The organism is Lapillicoccus sp., assembly GCF_046595215.1.
In the GTDB taxonomy this organism is placed as follows: Bacteria; Actinomycetota; Actinomycetes; order Actinomycetales; family Dermatophilaceae; genus Lapillicoccus.
Map to the genome: position 1 here is coordinate 1 of NZ_JBKJPP010000035.1, position 14,580 is coordinate 14,580.

Annotated in this window: 18 protein-coding genes and 1 pseudogene; 10 read left to right on the top strand and 9 right to left on the bottom strand. The window is 69.7% G+C overall.

Annotated elements, in window-relative coordinates:
* Positions 1–211 precede the first annotated feature (211 nt).
* Positions 212–451: a hypothetical protein gene (locus ACLL9L_RS03190; protein ID WP_411283204.1), complete on the bottom strand. Its 240-nt coding sequence runs from the start codon at positions 449–451 to the stop codon at positions 212–214.
* 314 nt (positions 452–765) lie between these two features.
* On the opposite strand from ACLL9L_RS03190, the gene ACLL9L_RS03195 reads away from it, so the two are divergent.
* Positions 766–1,014: a hypothetical protein gene (locus tag ACLL9L_RS03195; RefSeq protein WP_411283205.1), complete on the top strand. Its 249-nt coding sequence runs from the start codon at positions 766–768 to the stop codon at positions 1,012–1,014.
* Between the two features lie 257 nt (positions 1,015–1,271).
* Complete coding sequence (locus ACLL9L_RS03200) at positions 1,272–2,252, top strand: DUF429 domain-containing protein (protein WP_411283206.1); 981 nt, start codon at positions 1,272–1,274, stop codon at positions 2,250–2,252.
* 66 nt (positions 2,253–2,318) lie between these two features.
* Here ACLL9L_RS03200 and ACLL9L_RS03205 read toward each other — a convergent pair whose 3' ends face one another.
* Complete coding sequence (locus ACLL9L_RS03205; RefSeq protein ID WP_411283207.1) at positions 2,319–2,819, bottom strand: DUF3515 family protein; 501 nt, start codon at positions 2,817–2,819, stop codon at positions 2,319–2,321.
* A 20-nt stretch (positions 2,820–2,839) separates the two neighbouring features.
* Positions 2,840–3,073: an Lrp/AsnC family transcriptional regulator gene (locus ACLL9L_RS03210; RefSeq protein ID WP_411283258.1), complete on the bottom strand. Its 234-nt coding sequence runs from the start codon at positions 3,071–3,073 to the stop codon at positions 2,840–2,842.
* A gap of 156 nt (positions 3,074–3,229) precedes the next feature.
* Here ACLL9L_RS03210 and thiL point away from each other — a divergent pair, with 156 nt between their 5' ends.
* Positions 3,230–4,252, top strand: coding sequence for a thiamine-phosphate kinase (gene thiL, locus ACLL9L_RS03215; protein ID WP_411283208.1), 1,023 nt, complete (start codon positions 3,230–3,232; stop codon positions 4,250–4,252).
* A 101-nt stretch (positions 4,253–4,353) separates the two neighbouring features.
* Here thiL and rpmB read toward each other — a convergent pair whose 3' ends face one another.
* The gene (gene rpmB / locus ACLL9L_RS03220; protein WP_411283209.1) at positions 4,354–4,542 is read right to left on the bottom strand and encodes a 50S ribosomal protein L28; all 189 of its coding nucleotides are present in this window, start codon (positions 4,540–4,542) and stop codon (positions 4,354–4,356) included.
* 221 nt (positions 4,543–4,763) lie between these two features.
* Between rpmB and ACLL9L_RS03225 the strand changes: the two genes are divergently transcribed.
* From ACLL9L_RS03225 to coaD, 4 genes are read left to right on the top strand one after another with little or no spacing between them, the layout of a single operon-like run.
* The gene (locus tag ACLL9L_RS03225; RefSeq protein WP_411283210.1) at positions 4,764–6,449 is read left to right on the top strand and encodes a DAK2 domain-containing protein; all 1,686 of its coding nucleotides are present in this window, start codon (positions 4,764–4,766) and stop codon (positions 6,447–6,449) included.
* A 2-nt stretch (positions 6,450–6,451) separates the two neighbouring features.
* On the top strand, positions 6,452–8,704 hold the full coding sequence (locus ACLL9L_RS03230; RefSeq protein ID WP_411283211.1) for an ATP-dependent DNA helicase RecG: 2,253 nt from the start codon (positions 6,452–6,454) through the stop codon (positions 8,702–8,704).
* A gap of 1 nt (position 8,705) precedes the next feature.
* Positions 8,706–9,281: a 16S rRNA (guanine(966)-N(2))-methyltransferase RsmD gene (gene rsmD, locus ACLL9L_RS03235; RefSeq protein WP_411283212.1), complete on the top strand. Its 576-nt coding sequence runs from the start codon at positions 8,706–8,708 to the stop codon at positions 9,279–9,281.
* Between the two features lie 4 nt (positions 9,282–9,285).
* Positions 9,286–9,780, top strand: a complete 495-nt coding sequence (gene coaD, locus ACLL9L_RS03240; RefSeq protein WP_411283213.1) for a pantetheine-phosphate adenylyltransferase — start codon at positions 9,286–9,288, stop codon at positions 9,778–9,780.
* Here coaD and ACLL9L_RS03245 read toward each other — a convergent pair.
* From ACLL9L_RS03245 to ACLL9L_RS03255, 3 genes are read right to left on the bottom strand one after another with little or no spacing between them, the layout of a single operon-like run.
* Positions 9,734–10,261 (bottom strand): hypothetical protein, encoded by a 528-nt coding sequence (locus tag ACLL9L_RS03245; RefSeq protein WP_411283214.1) that lies wholly within the window; start codon positions 10,259–10,261, stop codon positions 9,734–9,736. The genes coaD and ACLL9L_RS03245 overlap by 47 nt on opposite strands.
* A 7-nt stretch (positions 10,262–10,268) precedes the next feature.
* Entirely contained in the window at positions 10,269–11,153 is an 885-nt protein-coding gene (locus tag ACLL9L_RS03250; protein WP_411283215.1) for an SDR family oxidoreductase, read from the bottom strand.
* Positions 11,150–11,578 carry a nuclear transport factor 2 family protein gene (locus ACLL9L_RS03255; RefSeq protein ID WP_411283259.1) on the bottom strand — a complete coding sequence of 143 codons (429 nt, stop codon included), beginning with the start codon at positions 11,576–11,578 and terminating at the stop codon, positions 11,150–11,152. The genes ACLL9L_RS03250 and ACLL9L_RS03255 overlap by 4 nt, the downstream gene beginning before the upstream one ends.
* Positions 11,579–11,636: 58 nt before the next feature.
* On the opposite strand from ACLL9L_RS03255, the gene ACLL9L_RS03260 reads away from it, so the two are divergent.
* A complete protein-coding gene (locus tag ACLL9L_RS03260; protein WP_411283216.1) occupies positions 11,637–12,281 on the top strand; it encodes a TetR/AcrR family transcriptional regulator in 645 nt (214 codons plus the stop codon).
* A gap of 52 nt (positions 12,282–12,333) precedes the next feature.
* Here ACLL9L_RS03260 and ACLL9L_RS03265 read toward each other — a convergent pair whose 3' ends face one another.
* Both ACLL9L_RS03265 and ACLL9L_RS03270 read right to left on the bottom strand, forming a co-directional pair.
* On the bottom strand, positions 12,334–12,498 hold the full coding sequence (locus ACLL9L_RS03265) for a hypothetical protein (protein ID WP_411283261.1): 165 nt from the start codon (positions 12,496–12,498) through the stop codon (positions 12,334–12,336).
* 61 nt (positions 12,499–12,559) lie between these two features.
* Positions 12,560–12,754 (bottom strand): annotated as a pseudogene (locus ACLL9L_RS03270) (hypothetical protein); the annotation flags it as partial.
* Positions 12,755–13,133: 379 nt separating this feature from the next.
* Here ACLL9L_RS03270 and ACLL9L_RS03275 point away from each other — a divergent pair.
* Together ACLL9L_RS03275 and ACLL9L_RS03280 are read left to right on the top strand one after the other, a co-directional pair.
* A complete protein-coding gene (locus tag ACLL9L_RS03275; protein WP_411283217.1) occupies positions 13,134–13,670 on the top strand; it encodes a hypothetical protein in 537 nt (178 codons plus the stop codon).
* A gap of 298 nt (positions 13,671–13,968) precedes the next feature.
* Positions 13,969–14,580: a YceD family protein gene (locus ACLL9L_RS03280; RefSeq protein ID WP_411283218.1), complete on the top strand. Its 612-nt coding sequence runs from the start codon at positions 13,969–13,971 to the stop codon at positions 14,578–14,580.

The following is a 14,580-nucleotide window of genomic DNA, read 5'->3' on the forward strand; positions in this document are numbered from 1 at the left end:
GGGCGGCTCGGCAGGCAACGGTTCCTCGTACGCCGAGCGGCGGTCCGACCACAGGGTCCACGCCAACACGCCGCCGAGGACCCCCAGAACCAGGCAGACCACGAGCGAGGTGAGGTCTAAGAGCCAAAGGGGCTGTAGCTACGGGCGGCGGTCGGGTCCCGACGCAACTGGACGTATCCCACTGCGACGGTGATGGGCCCTGCCAGCTCCATCAGGCTGAACAGGGCGGTCGCGCAGAACGCTCCCAGGTGAAGCCGCGGGGAACGGGCCGATCCAGCATTCGGCTCAGCGCGACCAGGGCGAAGGCGCCCAGCGCCGCCAGGGTGGCCACGCTGGACAAGGCGCCGGGGCCGGTGCCGACCCACCACGTCGCGCGGTCCACGAACGGCAGGTCGGGCGGCGGGGGCAGGCTCGGATCGCCGTACGGGCCGTTGCCCCCGAAGAACACCACGAGAGCGGCCTGGATGGCGCGATGACGAGGGCCATGCTGGAGCTGCTTCGGGCGGTGATCGCCAACAACCGCGCAGGTGGCTGGCGCAAGATCCAGTCTGCTGACTAACCGCCTCACCCCACAGCGGTGAACTCCGCCGAATGCCGCTGGCCCCCTTACGGGTGCCGCTCCTTGGCCCGTGGCAGGCCCCCGCCGCAGCGAGGCACCGATCTCTGCCGCGGCGGATGGCGCGGAGCGACCGCCCTGGCGGTGTAGCGGTCATTGCGATGCGCGGACGCTCGACTGGTCGTCAGGCTTCCTGCGACGATGTGTCCATGTCCATGGAGGTGTGGTGGCCCAGGTTGCGACATGAGACCCGAGACTGGCTTATCGCCAACAACGGCGACGCCCTGCCGGTTTCGGTCGTTGCTGAGATCACGCGGGCCGGCGGCTTGGTGGGGACCGACGCGTGGTGGGTCGGCCAGAACGGGCCCACCGGCTTCTACCTGTCCGACGCAGCGGTCGACTGGATCGAGGAGGTGGCGAACGGAGAGACACCCGCGGCCGGTACAACGGCTGATTGACGTGGCTACGCTCGCCCGACTCGGCCGCTATCGGGGCGGCTACGCTCGCCCGACTCTGCCGCGAAGCGGAGGTCGAGCTCGCCGAGACTAGCGCGTTCCTCACGGTGTGGAGCGAGTGCGTCCGGACCTTCTGAATCCAAGACGCCGATCCTTCGCTGCCCCCGCATCCGTGGTCAGCCCTACGCTGAGCCTCGGACCCAACATCCGACGGCGCCCGCTGCGACTGCCAGCTCGCCCTCGCGCCGAGAAGAGGAAACATGAGCGACACCATGGGCATGGTCACATGGGGCATTGACCTGTCTACCAAGCCCAAGAAGTGCGCCGCCGTGGCGATCCGTTGGGATGCGGGGCTCCCCGAGGTGGTTGACGTCAGGACTCCATTGGCGCCTGAGGCGATTGTCAGCCTCATCGCCTCCGAGGATGCGCAGTTCGCGGTTGACGTCCCCTTCGGATGGCCAGAGGCCTTCGTCGAGTTCATTGCGGCGCATCGAGACCATGGTCGAGTGCCGCCGAGGGACCGGGAGCGTTGGCGCAAGGAGACACTCGCTCGCCGCGCGGGCGACCAACGGCTCCAGGAATACGGGGCCCTGCCACTGCCGGCCTCCTTCGACAGGCTCGGCAAGACCGCCGTGATGTGGTCAGCGATCGAATACGACCTGCGTAAGCGCGGCCTCGACGTCGACCGTTCAGGTGTGACCGGTCGCGTCTGCGAGACCTATCCGACCGCAGCGCTGGTCGCGTGGTCCCTGCCCAAGAGGAAGCCGACGCTGGCGCTCATCGAGCAGGCCTTTCCTTTCCTTACCATCGGGCAGGACTGGCGAAAGCCCCTGTCGACGGACGACGCCTGTGACGCCCTGGTCTGTGCGCTGACAGCCCGAGCTAAGGTCTTGGGACTCACGGTGGTGCCCGACGATGTTGACCAGGCCAGGCGGGAGGGCTGGATCCACATCACGGACCAGGACCCACGGGCTCTGCTGGATCCGGAGAAGGCGATGGCGTGGCTTTCGGTGCCGCTCTACGTTCCGTCCCTCGAGGACCTCAGCGAAGACGGGCCCAAGCAGACCTTCGACTTCTGGCGGGAGGACGGCACGCAGGTCGACACCCTCAAGGACTATGCCGGGGGAGGTGCACTCGACCAGGCAGCCGCAGAGATCATTCGCTACTCCTATCCGGGCGCCGTCCCGGCGACACTTTCCCGCGAGGCCTGGTCCCTCCTGGCCGAGAGTCCCTCCCGCTGAAAAGGCACGTCGGAAGATCTCACTTGCCGCGAGCGTCCCACGTCCTCTACCCGCGGTGAATGTGGGTCAAGGGGGGCCGGTGCAGTGGTTGCCGGTCGTCGGGAGCCGGGTTGCGGCCTCCGTGAAGACCGGGAGCAGCGCCCCCTCGGGCGCATAACGTCGGGGGACCAGCACCTCGATGGCGGGCACGCGACCGTAGGTGACGAACTTCGAGCCGTCGGTGAGCTCCGTGAGCACCCAGTCGATCCCGTTGACGCTCAGGCAGCTGTCCGTCGTGGGCCCGGGCGTGGCGACACCGCACCGAGCCACGATCGCCGGGTCGCCCCAGGCGCGGACTGCGGGGGACTGCGGTGATACATCCACGGGGCTCAGGCCCGACACGGTGGTCGGCCAGGCGCCGGACGCAGCGGTGCACGACGCGTCGGAGGCGAGCTGGGGCACGGTCACCTCGACGCTGCGGGAGCAGCCGGCGAGACCGACCAGACCCAGCAGGACCGGCACAACCACCCGGTATGCCGAGCGGCCGGCCGAACGATGTGGCCGCAGCGAACGGGTCGCTGCGGCCACCGTGATGTTCGAGAAGGTGCTCAGATGTGGACCACCGTGCACGTCAGTGTGCGGGTGATGCCCGGCACGTCCTGGATCTTGGCGATCACCAGCTTGCCGAGCTCGTCGACCGTGTTGGCCTCGACGCGGGCGATGACGTCGTAGGGGCCGGTGACGTCCTCGGCCAACGCCACTCCCGAGATCCCGGCAATCGCCTCGGCCACCGATGCAGCCTTGCCGACCTCGGTCTGAATCAGGATGTAGGCCTGAACCACCACGACACACCTCGTTTCTCTGGTTGGCCGGGGCCTCGGTGCCCCGCGGAACCACGCGAGCGCAAGCGCCCTCAGCGCAGACGCTACCGTGCGCGTGACGGTTTCGTCCCGGGAGGTCCGCATCGCGAGGGCCCTCGTCTGTGCAGAGGAGTCGACGTGGGACAGGAGGACGTGGAGCAGGAGGACGCGGGGCCGCAGGACGTGGCGCACGAGCAAGGTCGGGGGCGCACGCTCGCGGAGCTGAGCGAGGAGGCGTTGCTCGATGAGATCTTCCCCCTCCTGGCGGGCGGCCCGGAAGTCGTCGTCGGCCCGGGAGATGACACGGCCGTCCTCGCCACCCCGAGCGGGTCGGTCATCGCGACGACCGACGCCATGGTCCGCGGTCGCGACTGGCGCGACGACTGGTCGAGCGGGCACGACGTCGGGGCCAAGGTCGTGGCGCAGAACCTCGCCGACGTCGCTGCCATGGGCGGGCGACCGACCGGCCTGCTGATCACCCTCGTCGCGGACGTCGCGACGCCGGTGGCGTGGGTCCTCGACCTGGCCCGCGGCGTCGGCGAGGCCGCGCGGGCCGCCGGGTGCACGGTGTTGGGGGGCGACCTGTCGTCAGCGCAACCGGGCACGCTGGTGGTCTCGGTCACCGCGCTGGGGTCGCTGGACGGGCGTTCGCCCGTGCTTCGCTCCGGTGCCCACCCGGGAGACGTCATCGCGGTCGCGGGGACGCTCGGTCTCGCCGCGGCCGGGTGGAGGCTGCTCGAGAGAGGACGGGCGGAGGCGGACCCGGAGGCGGTGGCTCTGCAACGTCGGCCCAGTCCACCGCTCGCCCAGGGCCGGATCGCCGCCGAGGGCGGTGCGACGGCGATGCTCGACCTGTCCGACGGGCTGCTGCGTGACGCCGCGCGCGTCGCGCGGGCGAGCGCGGTGTGCCTGCACCTCGACAGCGCGGCTCTCGCCGCCGACATTGCGCGACTCGAGCCCTCAATGGGCCCGGCGCTGGCCCGCGAGTGCGTGCTGGCGGGGGGCGAGGAGCACTCGCTGCTCGCCACCTTCCCACCGGACCGGGTGCTGCCGGCGGGCTGGCGGGCGGTGGGAGTCGTCGGCGACGGCGCGGGGGTCACCCTCGACGGTCATCCCGAACGGGCCCGCGGCTGGGACCACTTCGCGCCGGCCACCGACTGATCCGGGGGAAGCAGGCGACTGGTCAGGGTAAGCGGATTGAGCCGGGCAGGCAGAAGGCCGGCCACCCGGATGGGTGCCGGCCCGTGCCGAAGGTCAGACGCTCAGCGGGTGACCTTGCCCGCCTTGAGGCAGGACGTGCAGACGTTCTGGCGCTTGGGGGTCACGCCACCGACAATGGTCCGGACGCGCTGGATGTTGGGGTTCCAACGGCGCTTGGTGCGTCGGTGCGAGTGCGAGATGCTGTGACCGAAGCTCGGTCCCTTGCCGCAGACATCACAGTTGGCAGCCACGGTGGATCTCCTGAAAACTCGAATGTGTGAATCGGGGAAACGTATCGGCGCCAGGCGCAGTCGTGCAGGCGCCACTGGCGGGAACCGGTCAAGAGTAGCCGACGGGGGGCGGGCGGACCAAAACGGAAGGCGCGGGCCGATGCCGTCTCCGTCGTCGTCGCCCACGAGTAGCCTGCATCGATGCACCGACCACGCCAGGTCGGGGAACGGGGAGGCACCACGTGACGCGAGAGACGGCCGACGACCCGGCGATCCTCACCCGGCTCGACGCCGTCGCGGCCAGGCGGTGGGCAGTCGTGACCCGGGCAGCCTTTGCCAGCCGCCGCGCCGAGATCGACGCGCTCAACGTCTTCCCCGTGCCCGACGGCGACACGGGCACCAACCTCTACCTCACCTTCGACGCTGCCCTCGACGCGGCCCGCACCGACTACGAGGCGAGGTCGGGTGCCGGGACGCCCGACCCCGTGTTGGCGCTCGTCCGCGAGTCGGAGGTCTTCGCCAAGGCGCTCCTGCTCACGGCACGCGGCAACTCGGGTGTCATCCTCAGCCAGATCTTCCGGGGCTTCGCCGACGAGGTCGCGGCCGGAGGGGGTCAGCCCCTCGACGGCGCCGGGCTCGCCGCGGCCCTCGCCCGGGCGGACACCCTGGCCTGGGCGAGCGTCACGAGGCCGGTCGAGGGCACCATCCTGTCGGTCTCCCGGGCTGCGGCCAGGGTCGCGGCCACAGCCGGCCCGACGGTGTATGCCGTGACGCTGGCGGCGCTCGCCGCGGCGCGGGACGCGCTGGCCGCCACCCCGGGTCAGCTCCCCGCGCTGGCTCGTGCCGGGGTGGTCGACGCCGGCGGCGCCGGCTACGTCCTGCTGCTCGAGGCGCTCGAACGTGTCGTCACGGGCGACCTCGGGACCGAGCCGCTCCCGGGGGAGGACCCCCTCAAGCGACGGCCCGGCTGGGCCCAGCACATCGCCGTCCCGAGCAGGGCGGGACGTGACCTCGATCCCGGCGGCCCGGCATACGAGGTGATGTACCTGCTCGGCGACACTGGTGACACGGCGGTCGCCGCCCTGCGGGCCCGCCTGGACGGGCTCGGCGACTCGCTGCTGGTCGTCGGCTCGGGGGACCTGTGGAACGTCCACGTCCACGTCGACGACGTCGGCGCAGCCATCGAGGCGGGCATCGAGGCGGGCCGGCCGCACCGGATCCGGGTGACCCACTTCCACGACCAGACCCAGCCCCACCCCGAGGCCCTGGCCCAGGCCGTCGTCGCGTGCGCCGCCGGCGAGGGACTCGCGGGCGTGTTCCGTGCAGCCGGGGCACGGGTCGTCATGAGCGGACCGCGGCGGCGCGCCTCAGCGGGCCAGCTGCTCGAGGCGGCTCGGGCCACCGGGGCCGGCTCGGTCCTGCTCCTGCCCAACGACGCCGACACGGTCCTGGCGGCGGGTGCGGCGGCCAGGGTCGCCACCGAGGAGGGCCTCGACATCCGGGTCGTCCCCGCCCGCACAGCCGTCCAGGGGATCGCGGCCCTGGCGGTCTTCGCGCCCGACCAGAGTCTGTCCGACAACGCGCTGGCGATGACCAGCGCCGCCGCGGCCACCCGCAACGGCGCCGTCACCACCGCCACCAAGGAGGCGTTGACCTCCGCCGGGTGGTGCCACGTCGGCGACGTGCTCGGCATCGTGGACGGCGACGTCGCCGTCATCGGCAGCGACCTGCACCAGGTCGGCGGCGAGGTGGTCGAGCTGCTGCTGTCGAGCGGTGGCGAGCTGCTCACCGTGGTCAGCGGCGAGGACGCACCCCCCAAGCTCGGCGAGGACGTCGCCACCAGTGCCAGGATCCGCCGGCGGGAGCTCGAGGTGACCCAGCTCTACGGCGGTCAGCCCGTCTATCCGCTGATGCTGGGGGTGGAGTAGGCATGCTGCTCACCGAGGACTCGGCGATCGCCAAGGTCTCCGGGGCCAAGGCCGCGCCCCTGCTCGAGAAGAACAAGGGGATCCGCACCGTCGGCGACCTCCTCGAGTTCGTCCCCCGCAAGTACCTTCGGCCCAACGAGCTGAGCGACCTGTCCGGGCTCTCGGAGGGTGATCCCGTCGTGGTCGTGGCCCGGGTCGAGCAGGCAACCACCAGGCCGATGCGCAACCGGCCCCGGCAGGAGATGCTCACGGCTGTCATCACCGACGGGACCCACCAGCTGGACCTCACCTTCTTCAAGGCCTGGGGGCACAAGGGCAAGCTCGTCCCGGGCCGGGTGGGCATGTTCATCGGGACGGTGGGTCGCTACGGCGGGCGCTGGCAGCTGACCCACCCGGAGTACGAGCTGCTCGGCGACGGCTTCGACAAGGTCGACGCCTACCTCGAGCACCTCGTCCCGATCTACTCGTCCACGGGCAAGGTTCAGTCCTTCCACATTCGCGGGATGGTCAAGCACGCCCTCGACTCGATCAGCGAGATCCGCGAGCCGCTGCCCGAGGAGCTGCTCGTCAAGCGCGGCCTCCTCGGCCGGAGCGCGGCCCTCGAGCTGATCCACCGGCCTCGTCTCGACGATGACCCGGGCCTGGGGCTGAACCGGCTCCGTTACGACGAGGCGTTCGTCCTCCAGACGATCCTCGCGCAGCGGCGCAAGGCCGTGGAGTCGCTGGAGGCCACCGCGCGACTGCCCCGTCCCGGCGGGCTGCTCGAGGCGTTCGACGCCCGGCTGCCCTTCGAGCTGACGACGGGTCAGCGCGAGATCGGCGCCCTCCTGGAGTCCGAGCTGGCCCGCAGCCGGCCGATGCACCGCCTCCTGCAGGGCGAGGTCGGCTCGGGCAAGACCGTCGTCGCCCTGCGCGCGATGCTTGCCGTCGTGGATGCCGGGGGGCAGGCCGCCCTCCTCGCTCCCACGGAGGTCCTCGCCATGCAGCACCACCGTTCGATCACGGCGATGCTCGGCGACCTGGCGATGGGCGGGATGCTCGGCGGCAGCGACCTCGGCACCACCGTCGCACTGCTCACCGGCGGTCAGTCGGCGGCGGCCCGACGATCGAGCCTCAACGACGCGGTCACCGGCGACGCCGGCATCGTCATCGGGACCCACGCCCTGATCCAGAAGCACGTCGCCTTCCTCGACCTCGCCCTGGTCGTCGTCGACGAGCAGCACCGCTTCGGTGTGGAACAGCGAGATGCGTTGCGCGAGAAGGGAAGGACGCCGCCCCACCTGCTCGTCATGACGGCCACCCCCATCCCCCGCACCGTCGCGATGACCGTGTTCGGCGACATGGAGACCTCAACCCTGCGCGAGCTGCCGAAGGGCCGCTCGCCCATCGAGACGCACATCGTCGAGGTCGGCAGGCCGGCCTGGGTGCAGCGGACCTGGCAGCGGATCGCCGAGGAGGTGGGCCAGGGCCACCAGGCCTACGTCGTCTGTCCGAAGATCGGCGAGCCCGAGCCCGAGCCTGGGCTCGAGGCCGGTGCCGGCGGGGCGACCGGGACGACACCCGTGGATCCGGCACCGGGTGATGACAACGACATCGAGTGGGCCGACGAAGCGGAGGACGGCGCGCCTGCCAAGGAGCTGACCGGCGTCTACGTCATGCTCGACGAGCTCGCGCAGAACCCGGCGATGGCTGGGCTGCGGCTCGAGGTCCTCCACGGCCGGCTCGATGCCGACACCAAGGACAGGGCGATGCAGGCTTTCGCGGCGGGCGACATCGACGTCCTCGTCTCGACGACGGTCATCGAGGTGGGGGTCGATGTGGCCAACGCCTCGGTGATGGTCGTCATGGACGCCGACCGCTTTGGGATCTCCCAGCTGCACCAGCTGCGCGGCCGGGTCGGCCGTGGTGGCGTCCAGGGACTGTGCCTGCTCATGACCGACGCCGAGCCAGGCACTGACGCGCGCGAGCGGCTCGAGGCGGTCGAGGCGACGACGGATGGTTTCGAGCTCGCCCGCCGCGACCTCCAGCTGCGCCGCGAGGGCAACGTCCTCGGCGCCCGACAGAGCGGGCGCTCGACATCGATCCGGTTCCTGCGGATGGGCAACCGCGACGACGAGGAGCTCATCGCGCTCGCCCGCGAGGACGCCAGTGCGCTCATCGAGCAGGACCCCACGCTCGCGGCGCATCCCCAGCTGGCAGCGCGGGTGGCCATCCGCCTCGACGAGGAGCAAGCGGCATACCTGGAACGCGGTTGAGGTGACCCGCATCATCAGCGGCTCGGCGGGCGGTCGCCGGCTGCAGACCCCGCCGGGAGTCGGCACCCGTCCGACCTCCGACCGGGTCCGGGAGGCGCTCTTCTCCCGGCTCGAGCACCTCGACGTGCTGACGGGCGCGCGGGTCCTCGACCTGTATGCCGGGTCGGGGGCGCTTGGTCTCGAGGCCGCGAGCCGGGGGGCGGCATCGGTCCTGCTGGTCGAGTCCAACCGGGCCGCCGCGGCGGTCGCGCGCGCCAACGCTGACGTCATCGGACGGCCGGGTCTGCGGGTCCGGGCCGAGACCGTCGAGCGTGTCCTCGCCGTCGCCCCGGTCAGCGGGGACCGGGTGGACCTCGCGCTGCTCGACCCGCCCTACGACGTCGATGAGGAGGCCCTGGCTGCGGTGCTCGCCCTGCTCGTGACCGGGCAGTGGCTGGCGCCTCATGCGATCGTCGTCGTCGAGCGCTCGTCGCGCAGTCCGGAGCCGCGCTGGCTCGCCCCGCTGACCCCGATGGGTCAACGACGTTACGGCGAGACGACGATCTGGTTCGCCGACGTCCCCGGCCCGGTAGCGTGATCGCGTGACGAGCAGCAGCCAACGACGACGATGCGTGTGCCCGGGTTCCTACGACCCGGTGACCAACGGCCACGTCGACGTCGTGCGAAGGGCGGCCGCGCTCTTCGACGAGGTCGTGGTGGTCGTGCTGCACAACCCGGCCAAGGAGGGGACCTTCTCCATCGACGAGCGGATGAGCCTGCTCGCCGCCTCCCTGGCCGGGGTGGACAACATCCGGTTCGAGGCCGTCGCGGACCGGCTCCTCGTCGACGTCTGCACCGAGCTCGACGCCCACGCCATCGTCAAGGGACTGCGCGGGGGGACCGACTTCGCCTATGAGCTGCCGATGGCGTTGATGAACAAGCACCTCACCGGCGTCGAGACGATCTTCATGCCGGGCGACCCGCGCTTCGAGCACGTCTCGAGCTCACTGGTCAAGGAGGTCGTCAGGTATGGCGGCGACGTCACGGGACTCATCCCGGACGCCGTCCTGACGGCGCTGAAGTCGAAGTTCGCCTAGCTCGAGGGCGCCCGGGCGCGGTGATTGCGGCGAGCACGCCTTGGTATGCCGTCTCTGTCTCGCCGAAGCGGGTGTGGACGACGGTTGCTCGTGGACGCTCGGCCAGCACCGCCAGAAGACGGTCGTACATCCGCGCGAGCCCCTTCGACCCGGCGACCATCTGCACGGCCTCTCGGTGGTGAACGGCCAGGACGACCGCCTCTCCCCTCGCCTGAAACCGGGCGACGGCATTCGCCTTGCTGTCCATCAGAACGACCTCGCAGACCGTTGGCCCCCGTTGAATGTGGCCGCCGAGGAGGTGCACTCTTGCCATCTCCAGCGCCATCGTGCGGGCGAGCAGACCCGACTCCGTTTCATGACTGTCCCAGCGGCCGATCAAACGTCGGACCCCGTCGAGATCCAGGCAGAGGGCCAGCGGACGGTCCCGGACATAACGGCGCAAGCGTCGACTTGCCGATGCCGGGATGTCGAGCACGATCACCGCAACATCATTCTGGTATGACGATGCGACGCGCGACCACCTGGGACACCGGCGTGCATGGCAGGTCGGGGAACTCGCGGCGCAGGGCGGCGTCATGACTGGTCGGCAGCGTGTCCATTGCCAGCGCTGCGCGGGACTGCCGGCCAAGTTCCGGCTTGATCCGACCGACGGTGTTCGCCATGAGATGGAGCATGGAGCGCGGCACGTTCTTGGGTGTGCCCGTCCAGCCGTGGTGAGCCATGACCATCTCGGCGAGCCGAGTCAGAGTCTCCGGTTCGGGGCCGCAGAGTTCGAGGACTCGGCCGCGCAGGCTGTTGTCGACGACTGCGCGTTCGACGACCGCCGCCACGTCCTCGACACTCACCCACGAGATGGGGTTGTCCCCCCGACCGAAGACTCGTGGTTTTCCGGACCTGCCGGCAGTCTGCTCCAGAAGGCCAATCCAGGTCTCGGCGTAGGCATCCGATCGCAAGATCGTCCACTGGCAGCTGCCCGATCGAAGTCGCTGCTCGGCGGCGAACTTCATCCGCATCAGCTCCATCCCGCTGCCGGCCGAGGCGCCGATCACGGACAGCATCACCATGTCCGCGCCGGCCCGTTCTGCAGCGTCGATGAGGTGGATGTTGCCGTCCCGGTCCACGGACTGCGGTGTGACGCCTCCCCGTCCGGCGAATCCCTGGATCGCCGAGACGACGACGTCCACTCCCTCCATCGGCGCGACGAGGCTCGCGGGATCGCGAACGTCTCCCTGGACGACCTCAACCCCGCCGTCCAGCGTCCCGGGGTTGGCCGCGAGACCACGGCTCAGCACGCAGACCGCGAGTCCGCGGCGGTGCAGACGGTTCGCCACGCTGCTACCGAGGCGCCCGGAGCCACCCACGACCAGGATCATGAACGAGGGAGGTTCAGCAGCTGCTGAACGGCACGGTCTGCATCCACTCCGCCGCGGTTGACGGGCTCGAGATAGAAGCGCACGGCGCTGGCGCGCTCGCCGTCGACCGTGAACACCATGACTCCGCGCATGAGGTGCTCGCCTCCGTCGAGCCGTGTCCCCCTCATTTCCCACTCCGACCAGACGGTGTCACCGACCTGGTCGCTGCGGACCACCTGCGCCACGATGTCCGGGACAGCGGCGAAGATCCGTGTCCAGTTCCGTCTGACCTGCTCGAGGCCCCGAAAGTCGCGTTCGGGGTGGACGGGGGTCTCGTTGACGTAGTCCGGGGTGAAGCAGTCGACCAGTCGCTCGATGTGGTGGGAGTTGGTCGCCGCACAGAGGTGGTCTGCGAAGTTGCGACGTCGCTCGGCTGTCCGGTCCATCACGAAGACCTCCTCGAATTCGATACAGTTAGCTGTATTCAATAGGAGTGTGAACCTGATGACCCATCACGTCAAGAGTCGACGACGCTACGACTCCGCCAAACGGCGGACCGATGCTCGCGCCCGGCGGGAGGCCGTCCTCACGGCGGCGCGCCATCTCTTCCTGGATGACGGCTTCGCGCCCACCACGGTGTCGGCAGTGGCCAGCCGAGCCGGCGTCTCTGAGGAGATGGTCTACAAGAACTTCGGAGGCAAGACGGGCCTGGTCCGGGCTCTGCACGACGAGGCCCTGCTCGGTGACGGCCCCGTCCCCGCGGAGCGCCGGTCGGACAGCCTCCGGGAATCCGCGGACGCCCGCGAGGTCGTCCGCGGATGGTCGATCCTCTCGATGGAGGTCGCGTCGAGGGTGTCTCCCATTGCGCTCCTGGTGCGGGACGCCGCACTGGTCGACCCCAGGATGGGCGGACTGCTCGCTGAGCTGGACGATCGCCGCCACCGCAGAATGGCTGACAACGCACAGTTTCTTCACTCCGCCGGTCATCTGAGACCCGAGGTGACCGAAGAGGAGGCAACAGACCTCATGTGGTCGGTGACCTCCCCCGAGATGTTCGAGCTGCTCGTCCGGCGTCGCGGCTGGTCGCTCGAGCGGTACGCCGGCTTCGTCTACCGCACCATCGCCTACGGGCTGCTGGCTATCGTCTGAGCACGTCTCGAAGGCCGGCCCTCTTGCAGGGGCAGTGGGGATGCCCCGAGGCTTATCGCCCGTTCTCCCACAGGCCGACTGTGTTGTCCTCGATGTCGGCGAAGTACGCGGCGAATCCCGCGCTGCCGACGGGCATCCGTCCGCGGACCATGTGACCGCCGAGGTCTGCTACCGCCGGAAGCACCCGGCCGATGTCGTCGACCTCGATCGTTACCACGGGCGGTCGATGGTCCAGTGGTCGATGGCTCAGTCGTCGAGGGCAGAATATTCACCAAGGTGTATCCCCCGCCGGGGACACTGTTGACCTGCCAGCCGAACCCGTCGCGGTAGACCTTTTCGGCACGCGACAGGGCGTCGGCCGGCAACTCAACGTCCACGACACGTCCGCTCACGCCCAGCCTCGATCCAACGAGTTGACCGTCAAACTTACGTTGTCCGACAACGACTGGCCATCGGCGCGAAGGACGCCGCATTTGGTCGTCTCCGAACGTCGCTTCTTGCCATGCCTCCCACCTCAAACGGACAAGGCGCGAAGTCGCCCCGCGATGAGTGCCACGTTCACAACCATCGGACCCTGACCCAGCCCAAGGGCCGAGACCGTCACCTGATGCTGCAGCCAACTGCCCCCAATAGCAACGATGTTCCGCGACCGTAGGCGATCAGCCCAGAGGCGCAGAAACCATTTTCCGCCATTTCGTGGATGTCTTGTAGGCCCAGCGGGTTGGGAGTAGCGTCTGGCCTGCGGCACGCCCAGGGCTTCCCTAGGTGAGCATTCGCCCCCCCGCTCCGAGCGACCGTACTGGAGCGGTTATGACGCGAAGGAATGTGTGGGTCACACTGGCAGCGGGGGCTGTGGCGGCGATGAGCGCATTGGGGCTCGCGACCCCCAGCCAAGCGTCTGGCGGCGGGCACGACGGGCAAGAGATCACGATCCTCGATGACTGCCACGCGGCGTCGTTCAACGCAATTTTTCCTGGCGTCTGCGTCGGTGAGGGTGAGACCACCTTCAGTGCCTTCATCGCCGAGCTGACGGCCACCAGGAAGGCGGCTGAGTGGAGGTTCGACCCGTCGAAGCTGACCATCCGCGGGGGACGGCCAGTGATCCTGGAGAACGACGGCGGCGAGACGCACACCTTCACCATGGTCAAAGCCTTTGGCGGTGGCTTCATCGCGCCGTTGAACCAGCTTTCGGGCAACCCGGTCCCGGCAGGAGAGTGCGCGTCCACGCTGCCCAGCGGCGAACTGGCGCCCATGCCTCCGTCGCCGGTCAACGTGTTCGTCGCCGCAGACAAGGAAGCCTCGTTCCAGACCGCGGGGCTGAAGCCAGGAACCTACATGTTCGAATGCTGCATCCACCCGTGGATGCGAGTCGTCCTGACCGTCAGGTAGCTCCCCAGGACTGGCAGCCGCTCTGGTGCAGCCGTCGGTCATCCCTCGGCGGCGTCGGCTGGTTGAGGAGGGTCTGGCGCCTGCGCGCGGGCGGTCGCGAGAGGCGCTTCGCGACGGGTTGATGATCTCGGGGCACGCCGTCCGGGGTGAGGGCCGGGACCGTCCGGACCCCGAGGAAGTCATGAGGCACGCACCCGGCATACGGTGATTTGGGGCAGAAGCGCTCGCTCGGGTAATGTGGCCCGTCGGTCTCCGTCCGTCCTGGGCGTGGGCCGCACCTTCGACACATGTGGACGTCATGACTCGCCTCGACCCTCGCAAGCCCTTGGTCTTCGACGCCAGGGAGCTTCAGCGGCAGCCGGGGTCCATGCACGAGATGTCACGCGTCGTCGAGGCACCCGAGGAGTTCGGCACCGACATCTTCGCCGTCCCGGTGGGCGCGCCCATCGAGGTCGAGCTACGCCTGGAGTCGGTCGTCGAGGGTGTCCTTGTGACCGGTTCGGCCCGTGCCACGGCGACCGGGGCGTGCGTGCGGTGCCTGGAGCCCGCCACCAAGCTGGTGGCGGTCACCTTCCAAGAGCTGTTCGCCTACGCAGACCGGGCGGCGCACCACCACGAGGTGGACATCGACTCGGACGACGACGACGTCTACGAGCTCGTGGGCGACCTGATCGACCTCGAGACCGTGCTGCGGGACGCCGTGGTGCCCGCACTGCCGTTCCAGCCGGTATGCCGTGCCAGCTGCCCCGGGCTGTGCTCCGAGTGCGGAGCGCTCCTCGCTGAGGACCCCGACCACCACCATGACCTGCTCGACCCGAGGTGGGCCGCGCTCAACGGCCTGCTCGCCGGCACCACCCCTGACTCACCGGGATCATCCGACCCTGCTGTAACCGAAGAGAAGAGGAACTGA

Excerpts from the sequence above, each read along its gene's own strand:
- ACLL9L_RS03195 (WP_411283205.1), top strand. The coding sequence starts at position 766 with ATGTCCATGGAGGTGTGGTGGCCCAGGTTGCGACATGAGACCCGAGAC.
- ACLL9L_RS03200 (WP_411283206.1), top strand. The coding sequence starts at position 1,272 with ATGAGCGACACCATGGGCATGGTCACATGGGGCATTGACCTGTCTACC.
- ACLL9L_RS03230 (WP_411283211.1), top strand. The coding sequence starts at position 6,452 with ATGCTGCTCACCGAGGACTCGGCGATCGCCAAGGTCTCCGGGGCCAAG.
- ACLL9L_RS03250 (WP_411283215.1), bottom strand. The coding sequence starts at position 11,153 with ATGATCCTGGTCGTGGGTGGCTCCGGGCGCCTCGGTAGCAGCGTGGCG.
- ACLL9L_RS03255 (WP_411283259.1), bottom strand. The coding sequence starts at position 11,578 with ATGGACCGGACAGCCGAGCGACGTCGCAACTTCGCAGACCACCTCTGT.
- ACLL9L_RS03260 (WP_411283216.1), top strand. The coding sequence starts at position 11,637 with ATGACCCATCACGTCAAGAGTCGACGACGCTACGACTCCGCCAAACGG.
- ACLL9L_RS03280 (WP_411283218.1), top strand. The coding sequence starts at position 13,969 with ATGACTCGCCTCGACCCTCGCAAGCCCTTGGTCTTCGACGCCAGGGAG.